The following is a 15,330-nucleotide window of genomic DNA, read 5'->3' as shown; positions in this document are numbered from 1 at the left end:
TTATTCTCATTTCCCCTGAGATTGTTATTTTTGAAGCTACTCAAATCATCATCTGGTTATGAATATCAAGCTGACGGGTCGCTTTTTGCTGGTGATCTTTTTTTTATCCTTTTTTACTAAATCGATTTACTCACAGGTAGACACGCTGAAGAGTGGATGGGAATTTGGTCGCCCGGATGAAAGGATCTGGCGGAGCGCTACCGTTCCGGGAACGGTACATACCGACCTGCTGGCGCATCACCTCATCCCCGACCCGTTCAAAGGCATGAACGAAAAAGCCGTGCAATGGGTAGATAAAAAGGATTGGTGGTACCGCTGCACCTTCAACGTTACGGAAGCGCAACTGAAGCAGGACGTAGTGGAACTGGAGTTCCTCGGCCTCGATACCTACGCGGAAGTATCCGTCAATAACCGGGATGTGCTGGTAACCAACAACATGTTCCGCGCATGGTCCGCCGATGTGAAGCGGCACCTGAAACCAGGAAAAAACACCCTGCTGATCAAGTTTGAAAGTCCGATTAAGCACGATATGCCACGCTTCCTCCGGGATAGCGTGATTTACCCTGCCGGCAACGATGCCAGCGATATCCCCCTCAGCGTGTACGCCCGCAAAGCGCCCTACCACTATGGCTGGGACTGGGGCCCGCGCCTCGTTACCAGCGGCGTATGGCGCCCGGTGATCCTCAAAGCATGGAGCGCCGCTACCATCCGGAACGTAAGCTATACCACCGCCCTCGAAGGCAAAAAAGCGCGGGTAAATGTGAAAGTGCAACTTACGGTAACCCGCCCGGGCACGTACTTGCTGACTCCTGCGCTGACTCTCGGCAACAGTTCCGCGATAGCGAACCGCCCCGGTAAAGCGTTTACCCTCCCTGAAGGCGATACCACCTGCGAACTGAGCTACGAGGTGAACTCGCCGCAACGCTGGTGGCCCAACGGCATGGGCGCGCAACCGTTATACCAGGCCACCGTGTACCTTACCACAGCAGAGAAAACAACGCTTGCGCAGCTGAGTAAGAAAATCGGATTCCGTACCATCGAAGTGGAAAATAAACCGGATGCACAAGGCGAATCATTTTTCGTGAAAGTTAATGGCCGCCCGGTTTTCATGAAGGGCTCCAATTACATCCCGCAGGATAATTTCCTGCCCCGTGTAACAAAAGAAAAATACCGCCGGCTGTTCGACGATATGCAGGAAAGCCACTTTAACATGGTGCGCGTGTGGGGCGGCGGCATATACGAAAATGATGAGTTCTACGACCTGGCGGATGAAAAGGGTATCCTCGTCTGGCAGGATTTCATGTATGCGTGTACGTTATACCCGGGCGACAGAACCTTCCTCGAAAACGCCCGTATGGAAGCCATCTACAACATCAATCGCTTAAAAGATCACGCCTCCCTGGCACTCTGGTGCGGCAACAACGAAATTGCCGTGGCGATCAAAAACTGGGGCTGGCAAGACGGTTACGCCTATACGAATTTGCAGTATGAAAGCATGCAGCGTGCGTATGATAAACTGTTTAAGGAGATATTACCCAACGCGGTGAAGGACCATGATCCCGGCCGTTTCTATTTCCACTCTTCTCCCATCAGCAACTGGGGAAAGCCGGAAGATTTCACCAGGGGAGATAACCACTACTGGGGCATCTGGCATGGTATGGAATGGTTTGAAGCGTTCAACACGCACATTCCCCGCTTCATGAGTGAATACGGCTTCCAGTCGTTCCCCGGCATGGCAACCATCGATAGCTTTGCCACCAAAGACGACTATCACATTTTCTCCAACGTGATGCAATCCCACCAAAAGAGCCCTGCTAAAGGAAATACGGCGATCAAAATTTACATGGACCACTACTACAACACACCGGTGGATTTTCCTGCGTTCGTGTACCTTAGCCAGGTATTGCAGGCGGAAGGTATGAAAGTGGCCATAGAAGCGCATCGCCGCAATATGCCTTACTGCATGGGCACCCTCTACTGGCAGCTCAATGATTGCTGGCCAGGCCCGTCCTGGTCCGGAAGGGATTACTATGGAAGATGGAAGGCGCTCCAATACTACGCCAAACGGGCGTTCGAACCAGTGATCACGTCGACAGTGGAGGAAAATGGGCAGTTAAAGACTTTCGTGATCACGGCTGAACATGGAAATAACGCTAAGTGGGATTTGGAGCTAAAACTGGTACTGACTGACCTGCAGGGCCAAATTATCTCCCTAAAAAAAATACCCGCACGTAAGTATGCCGATGGGGCCAGCACCCTTGTAAACACTGTAGCAATCAATGATTTATTGCAAGGCCGGCCCCGTAATGAGGTAATATTCTATACTGAATTGGTAAATAACAATAATGTTCTGAATCCTAATCTCTATTATTTTGCAGCAGCGAAAGAGATCGCGTTACAGGAACCCGGCATATCCTTTACCTGCAAGGCCGCAGGCGATGGAGTGGATGTAACCGTTACAACAAAACAGCTTGCGAGAAATATTTACCTGGGACTTTCAACAGCAATTGAAGGAGAACATTTTGAAGATAATTTCTTCGACCTGCTGCCCGGCATGCAAAGGACCGTGCATCTGCGTACCGGCCGCACCGCGGCAGCCATACAACAACAGCTGAAAATAACTTCGTTGGTTGACACTTATAAAAAATAACTATGCGTAAACTTTTAATGGCAGCAGGGCTGGCATTGGCGGGGATGAGCGCTGCAGCGCAGCACGAAGAGCATCCTTACATTCCGGAGCCTGACAAAGCTGTACAACAGAAACTCGAGGAGTGGCAGGACTGGAAATTTGGTATGATCATCCACTGGGGGCCTTACTCCCAATGGGGTGTAGTGGAATCCTGGAGCCTTTGCCCGGAAGATGAAGGCTTCACCCAGCGTAAACCTTACGGGATCCCTTATTATGAATACCTGAAAAAATACGAGGCGCTGGGCAAATCCTTCAACCCGGTTAAGTTCAACCCTGAGCATTGGGCCAAAGCCGCTGCGGACGCGGGTATGAAGTACATGGTGTTTACCACCAAACACCACGATGGCTACTGTATGTTTGACACCAAACAGACGGATTACCGCATCACCGCGCCGGACGTAGCTTTCAGCAAAAATCCCCGCGCAAACGTAGCAAAGGAAATTTTTGAAGCGTTCCGCAAGGAAGGCGTGCATACGGGCGCGTATTTCTCCAAACCGGACTGGAATACCGAATACTACTGGTGGAGCTACTTCCCGCCGAAGGACAGGAATGTGAATTACGACATTACCAAATACCCTGAGCGTTGGAATAAGTTCAAACAGTTCACCTACAACCAGATCGAAGAGCTGATGACAGGCTACGGCAAGCTGGAAATCCTCTGGCTGGACGGTGGTTGGGTGCGCCCGGAAAAATACCAGACGGAAGAATCCCGCAGCTGGGGCACTACCAAAGTACAGGACCAGGACATCGATATGCCTAAGATCGCGGCAATGGCGCGCAGCCACCAGCCGGGCCTGATCGTGGTAGACCGCAGCGTCCACAGTCAATACGAAAACTACCGCACCCCTGAGCAGCAGATCCCTGACAAGCCGCTGAGCTACCCCTGGGAAACCTGTATGACCATGGGCGGCTCCTGGTCCTATGTGCCAAACGACCAGTACAAATCCGTCAACACCCTTATCCACAACCTCGTGGATATCGTGGCCAAAGGCGGTAACTACCTGCTGAACGTAGGCCCAGGCCCTGATGGCGAGCTGCATGATGCCGCTTACACGACCATGAAAGGCATTGGCGAATGGATGCACATCAATGGCGACGCGATTTACAGCACCCGCGCAATCGCGCCTTATAAAGACGGTAAGGTTTGCTTTACTGCCAAAAAAGACGGCAGCAGCGTGTATGCCATATACTTATTGGATGAACAGGAAAAGTTGCCGGCAACCATCACTTTCAAAGGCATTACCCCTGCCGGGAAAGCCCGTGTGGAAATCCTCGGCGGAGCGAAAAACCTGGTGTGGAAAAGTGTGAACGGCAATACCGTTATCCACATCCCCGCAGCTATGCAGGGTAAGGGTTTCAAGCATGCGGTGGCGATTAAAATCACCGGTGTGGAAAAAGTGTGATTATAATGTGAATTAGTGTTGATAAATATAAAAAGGACTGGCGGGTTTCTGTCAGTCCTTTTTTAGTTTTTATACGTAGGTATAGTCAAAGGAGCCCCGTAGCCCTTCGTGAAGACGCTGTTGCTAACCGAAGCGCCCTATTTAGTTTTTCGGATTAACGATTGATTAACCGCAAATGACTGGAATTTTATAAAAATTGCATTGGCAGAGAGTTTTAGTAGAAAATAACCATATCTGGACTCAATACAGAACTCGGTATTTACAGGGATAGTAATGTGAATAAGACCCCCACATTTAATCATGAACAAGAACCCTCGTATTCTGTTGGTAGAAGACGATAAAGTCTTCGGTGGTATTGTAAAACGCAGGCTGGAAGAAGCCGGATTCCGGGTGGAGCATTGCCTCGACGGGGCAAAGGCCTGGCAGGTGTACCAGCGCTCCAAATTCGACGTGTGCCTGCTCGATATCGTGCTGCCTGGTATGAATGGTTTTGAACTGGCCCGGAACATCCGGGAAAAAAGCACCCTGGTGTGCATTATATTCTTTTCCGCAGAAAGAACGGAGGACAATGACCGTATCGAGTCGTTTGAGATCGGCGGCGATACGTATCTCACCAAACCATTCAATATCATGGAGTTAATGCGGAAAATCCTGGTATTCCTGAAGTATTCCAGGCCTATCCGGTCGGACCTCCTGCTGGCCCACTCCGTGGATAACTACACCTTCCATTACCGCAAGCTGAAAATACTGGACAATACCACCAAAGATGCCGTCGGCAAGCTGTCGCCCCTGGAATCCAAGGTCTTACGGTATTTTTTCAGTCGGCCTAACGTCATCATCCGCCGGGATGAACTGCTGATCAAGGTTTGGGGGAAGGACGATTTGCAGAACAGTCGCAGCATGGATGTGTATGTTACCAAAGTAAGGCGGCTGATCCGGGAATACCTCAAGGACGTGGAGCTGGAAACCTACCACAACGCCGGCCTGCGGCTGAAAGTGCCGGAAGGGAAACGGATAGAACGCATTTCCGTGCCGCTGGACAACCCCATCAGGCTCTGAACCGTTCAGGATTGCCCGATTCCATAGCCGGGTTTCTTTCAGATTAGATTTAATCGTAACTTTAAGGCAATGGAAACAGTGGTAGTTCAAAAATATAATTTAGACGAAGAGCAGGAAAAGAAAGAGATAGTACGACATTACCGGGCCTTGCTCAGGGCGCTGAAACCGCGACTGAAAAAGGGCGACAGGGAGCTGGTACGAACTGCTTTTGAAATGGCGGCAGATGCCCATAAGGAAATGCGGCGCAAATCAGGCGAACCGTATATCCTGCACCCGCTTGCCGTAGCGCAGATTTGCGTGGAAGAGATCGGACTCGGCGTCCGCTCTGCCATTTGCGCACTTTTACATGATACCGTAGAGGATACCGAAGTGACGCTGGAAGATATCACCAGGGAATTCGGTACCGAAATTTCACATATCGTTGACGGGCTGACCAAAATCAGCACCGTGATTGATTCCAGCACCAGCACGGCGCAGGCGGAGAACTTCAAGAAAATCCTCCTCACCCTGGCGGACGATCCCCGGGTGATCCTGATCAAACTGGCGGACAGGCTGCATAACATGCGTACGCTCGATAGTATGAGCCGCGAAAAGCAGCTGAAAATCGCTTCCGAAACGGTGTTCATCTATTCTCCGCTGGCCCACCGCCTCGGCTTGTACAATATCAAGTCCGAAATGGAGGACCTGGCCATGAAGTACACCGAGCAGCAAACCTATAAGGATATTGCCCGCAAACTCAAGGAAACCAAGCGCGAACGCACCCGGTATATCAACGAGTTTATCAAGCCTATCAAGGAAGTATTGCAGGAAGAAGGCTTCCAGTTCGAAATCTACGGCCGTCCGAAGTCGATTCACTCCATCCACAATAAAATCAAAACCAAAGGGGTGTCCTTCGAGGAAGTGTACGACCTCTTCGCCATCCGTATTATCCTGGACTCCGCGCCGGATAAGGAAAAGGCGGATTGCTGGAAGGTCTACTCCATCATCACGGATTTTTACCATCCCAGCCCGGAACGTACGCGCGACTGGCTCAGTAACCCTAAATCCAATGGGTACGAAGCCCTGCACGTAACGGTGATGGGCCCGCAGGGTAAATGGGTGGAAGTACAGATCCGCTCCAAACGTATGAACGACTACGCCGAAAAAGGGGTAGCCGCTCACTGGCGTTATAAGGAAGGCAGCACCTCGCCCCAGCAGGAGTCCAAGTTTGACCAGTGGTTCATGCAGATCCGGGAAATTTTGAGTAACCCGGATTCCAATACGCTGGACTTCCTGGCCGATTTCAAGAGCAATCTCTTCACAGAGGAAATCTACGTATATACGCCGAAGGGAGACCTCAAAATCCTGCCGGTAGGCTCTACAGCGCTGGATTTTGCCTACTCCATCCACAGTGCGGTGGGTAACAAATGTATAGGCGCCAAAGTAAATTACAAGCTGGTGCCGCTCAGCCACAAACTGCGCAGCGGGGACCAGGTGGAGATCATCACCTCCAATAAACAAAAGCCTTCCGAGGACTGGCTCAACTTTGTGCTGACCGCCAAAGCGAAATCCAAGATCAAGGATGCGCTGAAAGAGGAGAAAAGAAAGATTGCCATGGATGGGAAAGCCGCGCTGGAACGCAAGCTGGACCACATGAAGATCAACCCCAGCCAGCACAATATCAATGAGCTGGTGCAATATTATAAACAGTCCAGCCCGCTCGACCTGTATTACCAGATCGCGGTAAAAAATATAGACCTCAGGGAACTGAAGGAATTCACCCTATTGGGTGATAAGCTGGAGCCGCCTAAGCCGGCGCCGGTAAAACAGCCGGAACACGTGTCCGAAGAGGCGGTGAAGCACCAGATCCCGAGCAAGAAGGACGCGGAACTGATCATTTTCGGGGAAAGCTCCGACAGGATTGCCTACAAGCTGGCCAATTGCTGCCGCCCGATCCCGGGGGACGACGTGTTTGGCTTCATCACCGCCAGCGAAGGGCTGAAAATCCACCGTACCAACTGCCCCAATGCCGCGCAGCTGCTGGCCAATTACGGGCACCGGGTGGTGAAAACCAAGTGGGTGAAGAATCGCGAAATCTCCTTCCTGACCGGTTTGCGTATCATCGGTATGGACGATGTGGGCGTGATCCACAAAATCACCAATATTATTTCAGGAGAGCTGAAAGTGAATATCTCCGCGCTCAGTATTGAGTCTAAAGAGGGCCTTTTCGAAGGTTTGATCAAAGTGTACGTCCACGATAAGGACGAGCTGGACGAGCTGGTGGAAAAGCTTAAAAGCCTTGATGGTATTCAATCCGTACAACGCCTGGAGGAATCCTGATCCGTATTTTCTTTTATTTTTAGGGGGAAGATTTAGCGCCGCGGCGCCAAATCTTCCCGTACCGGGCCATCGTGGCCAGGGTAGGTCGATTCGTGACCAGCCTTCCGGAAATGCACCCCCGTTACCGGCCCCGATTGGAGAAATCAATTTACAGAGTTTGTAATTGTTATAAATCGCTTTAATTTTGCGTCTTCTTTTAAAGCAACAACCTCCGATAAATAATTAAATCATTATGGTAGACGTTTTGTTAGGCCTGCAATGGGGCGACGAAGGTAAAGGTAAAATTGTGGACTATTTTGCCGGTAAATACGACGTGATTGCCCGCTTCCAGGGCGGTCCGAACGCAGGACACACATTGTATGTGAATGGACAGAAAGTAGTTTTACGCACCATTCCATCCGGTGTATTCCACGATAGCACAATTAACCTTATCGGTAACGGTGTGGTGCTGGACCCCGTAGCGTTCCAGAAGGAAAGCCAGGATATTTCCGCATTGGGCATTGACCTGACAAAAAATCTTTTCATTGCAGAAAAGACCCATATCATCGTTCCTACGCACAGAGCGCTGGATAAGGCTTCTGAAATCGCGAAGGGCAACGACAAAATCGGTTCTACCTTAAAAGGTATCGGCCCGGCCTATATGGATAAAACCGGCCGTAACGGGCTGCGCGTAGGTGATGTGATGTCGCCTGACTTCGAAAACCTCTACGCCAAACTGAAACAAAAACACCTGGAGCTGCTGTCGCACTTCGACATCAGCGAATTCAGTGCTGATATTGCTGCATGGGAAGCCGAATTCTTCGAAGCAGTGAAATTCCTGCGTACCATGAACGTGGTGGCAGGCGAATACTTTATCAATGAGAAGCTGAAAGCCGGTAAAAAAGTGCTGGCAGAAGGCGCTCAGGGTAGCATGCTGGATGTGGACTTCGGTACTTATCCGTTCGTAACCTCCTCCAATACCATCTCCGCCGGCGTTTGCAACGGCCTGGGTATCGCGCCGCAGTGGATTAAGGAAGTGATTGGCGTAACCAAAGCTTATTGCACCCGCGTTGGTAGCGGTCCTTTCCCTACTGAACTGCACGACGCTACCGGCGAAAAGCTGCGCGCTGCCGGCCACGAATTTGGCGCCGTTACCGGTCGCCCCCGCCGTTGCGGCTGGATCGACCTCGTGGCACTGAACTATACCTGCATGCTGAGCGGCGTTACCCAACTGGTAATGACCAAATCCGATGTACTTGATGAGTTTGATGAAGTACTGGCATGTACCGCTTACGAAATCAACGGAAAACAAACCAAACAACTGCCGTTCCAGCTCAATGGACTGGCCGTTACGCCGGTGTATGAAAAGTTCCCGGGATGGACAGAAAAGACAGCTACCTGTAAGCAATTCAATGAGTTACCAAACGAAATGAAAAGCTTCGTATCTTCAGTGGAGAAATATCTTGGCGTTCCCGTGAAATACGTTTCCAACGGCCCGGGACGCGATCAGATACTCGAAAAGTAGGTCCAAAAAATTACGGAAAAAAAACGGCAAAAAAAATTTGGCGAATAAAAAAAACTATTAAAACTTTACGGCAAAGAAATAAGTGAACCTATTATGAAATCAAAATCTGATAAAGAGAAAGAGACTAAAAAAACTACTTCTCCTAAGACTGCAAAAGACGCTCCTAAAGCTGCGGCCAAGCCTAAGAAAGAGGTGGATGAAGATGATGAGGATGAAGATGATGAAGAGGAAATAACTTCTAAATCTTCTTCAAGAAAATCAGATAAATCTTCCTCTAAATCCAAACGTAAGTCTGATGACGACGAGGATGATGAAGATGATGATGATATGGACGATGTAGACGACGCATGGGAGAAGGGCGAGGATGAGGACTATGATCCTGATTTCGAGGAATTCGACATGCCTAAGTCTAAAGGTAAACGCGGCCGTCCGAGCTCTAAAAAAGGCGACGATGACGATGATCTGGGCTTTGATGATGAATTCAAAGATATGGATCTGTTCAACGATCGCTTTGACGATGATGACGACGATTTCTAAGCACTAAATTGATTATTATCAGGAATTTCCATTTTTTCCCGGTTGATGATCACCAAATATTTAAGCAACAAATGTTGAATTGGGCTGCCCGGTTCAACATTTGTTGTTTATTAGATAACAATTACTATCCGTCGTCTTATCATCAATACGAAGCCATACTTGGAGCAGACGCAGTGGACACGCTGCAAATGCCCGCAGGCCAGGCCTTTGACGCACTACTGCAATTTCACCACAGCCGTAAGGACTGGTTATTCGGCCACCTCGCCTACGACCTCAAAAATGAAGTAGTACCTTCCCTGCACTCACAAAACCATGATGGAACCGGCTTTCCGGACTTATTCTTCTTCCGCCCGCGCATCGTAATGCTGCTCGAAAAAGAAGCGGTAGGCATCGGTATGCTCAATGCCTCCGAAGAAGAGGCGCATGCCGTACTGCAGGAATGCCTCAGCATGCCGGCCACCATCGCAGATCCTGCGCCTCCCGTAGCGCAGCCGCTGCAGGCGCGCCTGGATCACGACGCCTACATCGCCGCCGTAAAATCCCTGCAACAGCACATCCTGCGCGGTGATTGCTACGAGGTGAACTTCTGCCGGGAAAACTTCATCACCGGCGCCAACGTATATCCGCCGGCGTTATATACCCGGCTCAGCGCCTTATCCCCCGCGCCTTTTGCGGCCTTCTACCGGCTGGACGACAAATACATGGTCTGTTCCAGCCCGGAACGCTTCCTGCAGAAAAAAGGCAGCCACGTCATCTCCCAGCCTATCAAAGGAACGAGCAGGAAAGATGCTGACCCCGCCGTCAACGAAGCGCTGAAACAGGCGCTGCTCCACAATGCCAAGGAACGGGCGGAAAATGTAATGGTGGTAGACCTCGTGCGCAATGACCTCAGTCACGCCGCCGTGAGAGGCTCCGTGCGGGTGAGCGAACTGTTTGGCATCTATTCCTTTGCCCAGGTGCATCACATGATTTCTACCGTGGAGGCCACCCTCCCCGCAGGGCAGCCCTTTACCGAAGTGATCAGGCACGCCTTCCCCATGGGCTCCATGACGGGCGCCCCCAAAAAAAGGGTGATGGAATTGATTGAATCGCACGAAAAGAGCCGCAGGGGCCTGTATTCCGGCGCCGTGGGCTATATTACGCCGGAAGGGGACTTCGATTTCAACGTAGTGATCCGCAGCATCCTGTACAATGCTACCCGCCAATACCTCTCCTTCCAGACAGGATCGGCCATCACCTTTTACAGCGATCCGGAAAAAGAATGGGAAGAATGCCTGCTGAAAGCGGCCGCGCTGCGCAAAGTACTCAGCGCTTCGGAAACAACTGCTCCATCGCCCGGTCGATAGTAGGGTAGGAGAACTGGAAGCCTGTTTGCTGAATTTTCGCGGAAGATGCCCGCACGCTCTTCAACACCTCCACGCTCATTTCGCCCAAAGCCAGCTTCAGTGCCGCTGCCGGCACGTAAGCCATCATATAGCTTTTGCCTTTCGCCGCCCGGGCCATCGCCTGGATCAATTCCTTGTTGGTAACGGGATTGGGCGCCACGGCGTTATAAATGCCTTCCAGCTTGTCGTTCACAATGGCGTTGAAGAACAGGCGCACCAGGTCGTGGATATGTATCCAGCTGATGTATTGCTCGCCGCTGCCCATGATGGTGGCAAAGCCAAAGCGCAGCGGTTTGTAGAATTCCTTCAGGGCGCCGCCTTCCCTGCTCAACACCATGCCTATACGAAATACCACGAGCTTTTTACCCAGGGAGCGTACATCGCCGATGCTCTGCTCCCAGAGCTGCGTGGTAACGCCCAGGTAATCCGCCGCGGCGGGGTCCGACTCGGTGAAGACATGGTCCCTATACTGGCCGTAGTAGCCGGTAGCGGAGGCGCTGATTACTTTTTTTACTTTATTGGGAGTGGATAACAAGGCTTTTACGATCAGTTCACTGCTTTGGGTGCGGCTGGTGACAATCTCCTGCTTGCGGGCCTCCGTCCAGCGTTTGTCGGCCACATTGGCGCCGCTGAGGTGTACGATGTAGTCCGCCTGCTGCAGGGCGGCAGTATCTATCGTCTGGGTGTTAACATCCCATCGGGCATAGGTGATCTGCTTATTGCGACCGCGCTCTGGTGTACGTGTGAGTACAATTACCCTGTACCCTCTCTCCAGTAAAAGGTCCGTTAATGCGGTGCCTACCAGTCCGGTGCCACCGGTGATTAAAACGGTTTCCATTGAGAATATGCTGTTTTAAAAAAATTAATTAAATGTACACAATAAATCCAGCCTTTTGGTATTTATGTAACGGGAAAAGGTCTACGGAATTGTGCATGGAAATTGCTTACCAATATTCTAAATTTTAATGTAAGTTTGAAAATCAGGTAAGCAGCAATCCGTCTGCCACTCCTTACCAACAACTTTTTGAAATACAACTGAAGCATGCATATACTATACCGCATCCAATTGTTGCTTTTGATGCTGCTGGCCGGCGCCTCGGCGACGGCTCAGAAAATATCCTATTCCCAGCCCGAAAAGGATGATTACAAAAATACTGAGTTTGAGATCATTGGCCGGGTAGCCGGAAATATACTGGTGTATAAATCCGACCGCGGAAACTACGCAGTTTCAGTGTATGACAACGCCATGGAGCTGAAGGAGCGGGTAGCGCTCGACTTCCTGCCCAAAAAGGTGATTAGTATGGACTTTGTGGCCTATCCCAACAAAGTACTCATGATCTACCAGTTCCAGCATAAGGACGCCGTGTATAGCTACTGCGCTACCATGAGCCCTGATGCGAAATTTGCCACAGAGCCCCTCCTGATCGATTCTACCCGTATCGGGTATTATTCCAGGGAAAATAAGGTGTACTCCCTGGAAGTATCCGAGGATAAGAACCGCATCATGATCTACAAGATCAACCAGGACAATGAGAACAACAACCTCTTCTATACTTTCCTGTACGACAGCGCCATGCAGCTGGTGAACAACAGCAAGGTAAGTTTGCCCATGCAGTCCAAAAAGTACTTCCTCAGCAACTTTAACCTCACCAATGATGGCGATTTCATCTTCAATAAACTGGAAAGGACCAGCAGCAAGGATTACGTCATCAGCGGCAACATGATCGTGAAGCACCCGCTGACAGACAGCTTTGAGGTTACGCCGCTGCAGTTTAAGTCCCAGATGCTGGACGAGGTAAAAATGAAACTGGACAACCAGAAAGGTACGGCCCTGATCACCGCGTTCTACTACAAGCAGAAACGCGGGAATGTGGAAGGCCTATATCTCTACAAATATGATTTCAAAAATCAGAAAACGATTTATGAGAAATCAGTGGTGTTCACCCCGGAGCTGAAGGCTGCGGCCCGTACGGAGTCCAGCACCAACGCTGCGTTTAACGACTACTTCATCCGCCGGGTGATCAATACGGCCAACGGCGGCTTCCTGATCACGGCCGAGGCATTTTCCACCTCCAGCCGTTACCAGCCGTGGAACCGCTGGAATTATATGTACGGTAACCCGTACAGCGGTTTTTATTCTCCCTACTATTATTCCCCTTACTCTCCGTGGTACTATAACCCGGGCTACTGGAACAACTCCCAGGGCCTGCGCTACCATTACGATAAAGTGATTGTCCTCTCCTTCGACGATGAAGGAAACATGCAATGGAATAACTTCATTAACAAAAGCCAGTTTGATGATAATGCCGACCTGTATCTGTCGTACATGATGGTAAACATCGGCAGCGAGCTGCGCTTCCTGTACAATGACCTTGACCGCAGAAGCTACATCCTGACAGACAACAGCCTGGAGCCGAGCGGAAAGGTTAACCGCATGCCTACCCTGCGCAACCTGGATAAAGGCTACACCTGGATGCCCCGCTATGGTAAACAGATCAGCGCCAGGTCAGTACTGATACCATGCATCTACAGGAATTATATTTGCTTTGCTAAAATTGACTTTTAATCACACCTTTGCACTGTGATAAAATTTTTCCGTTCCGGCAATCCCCTTACGGTATTGCTGTTGTTGATATACACGCTGGTTGTAAAGTTTTTCTATCTGCTGCATCCGTCCACCTACCTGGCAGACGGTTCAGAGGGATTGCTGTATAAGCTGATCGTAAAATGGCTGCATAGCTTTGCAGGGGAGAGCCCCTTGTTCTTCACGTCGCTGGCCATTTTGCTGATATTGGTGCAATCGCTGCTGTTTACAAAGATTGTAAACCATCACCGTTTGTTTGCCAAACCCACCTACCTGCCGGCAATGGCTTACCTGTTGTTTACCTCCATGCTGCAAAGCTGGAATGTATTCTCCCCGGGGCTGCTGGTTAATTTGATCATGCTGTGGGTGGTATCCAGCATAACGTCGCTCTATACACGTACTTCCGCCAGGGATGTGGTATTCAATATCGGTTTTGCCATCGGCATTTGCGGGTTGCTGTATTTCCCTGCGGTGATCTTTTGCCTGTTGCTGCTGGTGAGCATGCTGATCATGCGGGCCTTCCGCCTGGCGGAATGGATCATTGCCCTGTTGGGATTGATTTGCCCGCTATACCTCATGGGCACCTATTTGTTTCTCACCAACCAGATTACCTTACTGAAGATGATACCCAACATCGGGTTATCGCTGCCGGTTATCACGGATTACAAGGTTTGGGGCGCCATGGTAGCCTGCCTGCTTTTCTTTTTCCTCGGCTGGCTGTTGCTGCAGCGGCCGCTGAAGAAAATGCTGATACAGGGGCGTAAGATATGGGCTGCTTTGATCGTGTATGTGGCGGTGGCGGTGCTGATCCCTTTCTTCGGTATTCATTTTTCACCCGCCTACTGGGTGCTGGCGGTACTCCCGGTTTCCCTCTTTGCCGGCAACGTATTCTGGTGCATCCCCAGCGATGCATTTGCTAACATCGTGCATCTCATAGCATTCGCATATGTGATAGTTATGCAATATTTCAGCTGATGGCCCATTTTTAAGCTTCTGATACTCAATATTTTGTTATTTCCGGATGAACGGCAATGGAAAATTGCGAGCGGCGAAGTAATTTTGTGCTTTCCCAGTAGATTTGTTGGGAGATCGAAATGCCGGTTAACAACGGAAAACCAGTGATTTAGGTAATAAAAGTTTGGCAGTATTCTTGGATATCCAAACCTAAACGGGGCCATCCATAATTACCAGATCCCGAATAAATGCTTGAAAACAACAATTAATAAATCGAACCACCAACCAATTAAAAAGCTAAGTATGAAGAAGTTATTAACAGCTATGGTTTTATTTGCCTTGCCTTTCCTGGCAAGCGCCCAGATAGAGAATCCGGTAAAATGGAAATTCAGCTCAAAGAAAATTGACGCGACGACTTATGAACTGCACATGACCGCCATCATTGATGCGGGCTGGCACCTGTATGCGCAGGAAGCCGGTGAAGGTCCTGTTCCTACCACTTTCAAAATTGCTAAAAATCCGCTGGTAACGCCGGTAGGTAAAATCCAGGAAGTGGGTAAACTGCATAAGAACTTCGATAAAAACTTCAATTCCGAACTGAAATACTACGAAAACACCGTTGACTTTGTACAGAAAGTGACCGTGAAAGGTAAAGCTGCCAACAAAGTGAAAGGTACCGTTGAATTCATGGTTTGTGACGATCACCAGTGCCTTCCTCCAAAAGAAACTGAATTCGTTATTACTGTTGGAGGTAAATAAGTTGCATCCGCTACTAACGTATAAAAGAGTTTTATCAAACGAGTTCCACTTAACGGGAACTCGTTTGTTGTTTAGTTTCCAAACTATTATTTAAAGCCTATTGACTTTATGAAGCATTTGCTTTCATTACTGATACC

At 49.9% G+C, this 15,330-nt stretch carries 11 protein-coding genes; 10 read left to right on the top strand and 1 reads right to left on the bottom strand.

Annotation, left to right across the window (positions count from 1 at the left end; translation table 11 throughout):
- The first annotated feature begins 58 nt into the window (after positions 1–58).
- The 7 genes from BOC67_RS04710 to BOC67_RS04680 all read left to right on the top strand — a co-directional run bounded on the left by BOC67_RS04710 (position 59) and on the right by BOC67_RS04680 (position 10,857).
- A complete protein-coding gene (locus BOC67_RS04710; protein WP_291907874.1) occupies positions 59–2,650 on the top strand; it encodes a glycoside hydrolase family 2 protein in 2,592 nt (863 codons plus the stop codon).
- Between the two features lie 2 nt (positions 2,651–2,652).
- The gene (locus BOC67_RS04705) at positions 2,653–4,092 is read left to right on the top strand and encodes an alpha-L-fucosidase (RefSeq protein WP_291907873.1); all 1,440 of its coding nucleotides are present in this window, start codon (positions 2,653–2,655) and stop codon (positions 4,090–4,092) included.
- A 300-nt stretch (positions 4,093–4,392) separates the two neighbouring features.
- Positions 4,393–5,151, top strand: a complete 759-nt coding sequence (locus BOC67_RS04700; protein ID WP_291907872.1) for a response regulator transcription factor — start codon at positions 4,393–4,395, stop codon at positions 5,149–5,151.
- Between the two features lie 69 nt (positions 5,152–5,220).
- A complete protein-coding gene (locus tag BOC67_RS04695) occupies positions 5,221–7,470 on the top strand; it encodes a RelA/SpoT family protein (RefSeq protein ID WP_291907870.1) in 2,250 nt (749 codons plus the stop codon).
- Positions 7,471–7,702: 232 nt separating this feature from the next.
- Entirely contained in the window at positions 7,703–8,974 is a 1,272-nt protein-coding gene (locus BOC67_RS04690; protein ID WP_291907868.1) for an adenylosuccinate synthase, read from the top strand.
- A gap of 93 nt (positions 8,975–9,067) precedes the next feature.
- Positions 9,068–9,511, top strand: a complete 444-nt coding sequence (locus BOC67_RS04685; protein WP_291907867.1) for a hypothetical protein — start codon at positions 9,068–9,070, stop codon at positions 9,509–9,511.
- 71 nt (positions 9,512–9,582) lie between these two features.
- On the top strand, positions 9,583–10,857 hold the full coding sequence (locus BOC67_RS04680; RefSeq protein WP_291907865.1) for an anthranilate synthase component I family protein: 1,275 nt from the start codon (positions 9,583–9,585) through the stop codon (positions 10,855–10,857).
- Here the strand turns inward: BOC67_RS04680 and BOC67_RS04675 are convergent.
- On the bottom strand, positions 10,817–11,734 hold the full coding sequence (locus BOC67_RS04675) for a TIGR01777 family oxidoreductase (protein WP_291907864.1): 918 nt from the start codon (positions 11,732–11,734) through the stop codon (positions 10,817–10,819). The two genes, BOC67_RS04680 and BOC67_RS04675, sit on opposite strands and share 41 nt — an antisense overlap.
- Positions 11,735–11,938: 204 nt before the next feature.
- On the opposite strand from BOC67_RS04675, the gene BOC67_RS04670 reads away from it, so the two are divergent.
- The 3 genes from BOC67_RS04670 to BOC67_RS04660 all read left to right on the top strand — a co-directional run bounded on the left by BOC67_RS04670 (position 11,939) and on the right by BOC67_RS04660 (position 15,193).
- Positions 11,939–13,462: a hypothetical protein gene (locus BOC67_RS04670; protein WP_291907863.1), complete on the top strand. Its 1,524-nt coding sequence runs from the start codon at positions 11,939–11,941 to the stop codon at positions 13,460–13,462.
- A gap of 15 nt (positions 13,463–13,477) precedes the next feature.
- Positions 13,478–14,455: a hypothetical protein gene (locus tag BOC67_RS04665; protein WP_291907861.1), complete on the top strand. Its 978-nt coding sequence runs from the start codon at positions 13,478–13,480 to the stop codon at positions 14,453–14,455.
- Between the two features lie 282 nt (positions 14,456–14,737).
- Positions 14,738–15,193, top strand: coding sequence for a protein-disulfide reductase DsbD domain-containing protein (locus tag BOC67_RS04660; protein ID WP_291907859.1), 456 nt, complete (start codon positions 14,738–14,740; stop codon positions 15,191–15,193).
- Positions 15,194–15,330 lie beyond the last annotated feature (137 nt).

It is taken from the genome of Chitinophaga sp. CB10, from assembly GCA_001870995.2.
Classification (GTDB): Bacteria; Bacteroidota; Bacteroidia; order Chitinophagales; family Chitinophagaceae; genus Chitinophaga.
Note: the sequence above shows the minus strand (reverse complement) of the source record. Positions and strands in the feature narration are given on the sequence as shown.

Bases quoted from the DNA above. Each gene is read 5' to 3' on its own strand.
- BOC67_RS04710 (WP_291907874.1), top strand. From the start codon at position 59: ATGAATATCAAGCTGACGGGTCGCTTTTTGCTGGTGATCTTTTTTTTA.
- BOC67_RS04705 (WP_291907873.1), top strand. From the start codon at position 2,653: ATGCGTAAACTTTTAATGGCAGCAGGGCTGGCATTGGCGGGGATGAGC.
- BOC67_RS04700 (WP_291907872.1), top strand. From the start codon at position 4,393: ATGAACAAGAACCCTCGTATTCTGTTGGTAGAAGACGATAAAGTCTTC.
- BOC67_RS04695 (WP_291907870.1), top strand. From the start codon at position 5,221: ATGGAAACAGTGGTAGTTCAAAAATATAATTTAGACGAAGAGCAGGAA.
- BOC67_RS04690 (WP_291907868.1), top strand. From the start codon at position 7,703: ATGGTAGACGTTTTGTTAGGCCTGCAATGGGGCGACGAAGGTAAAGGT.
- BOC67_RS04685 (WP_291907867.1), top strand. From the start codon at position 9,068: ATGAAATCAAAATCTGATAAAGAGAAAGAGACTAAAAAAACTACTTCT.
- BOC67_RS04680 (WP_291907865.1), top strand. From the start codon at position 9,583: ATGTTGAATTGGGCTGCCCGGTTCAACATTTGTTGTTTATTAGATAAC.
- BOC67_RS04675 (WP_291907864.1), bottom strand. From the start codon at position 11,734: ATGGAAACCGTTTTAATCACCGGTGGCACCGGACTGGTAGGCACCGCA.
- BOC67_RS04670 (WP_291907863.1), top strand. From the start codon at position 11,939: ATGCATATACTATACCGCATCCAATTGTTGCTTTTGATGCTGCTGGCC.
- BOC67_RS04660 (WP_291907859.1), top strand. From the start codon at position 14,738: ATGAAGAAGTTATTAACAGCTATGGTTTTATTTGCCTTGCCTTTCCTG.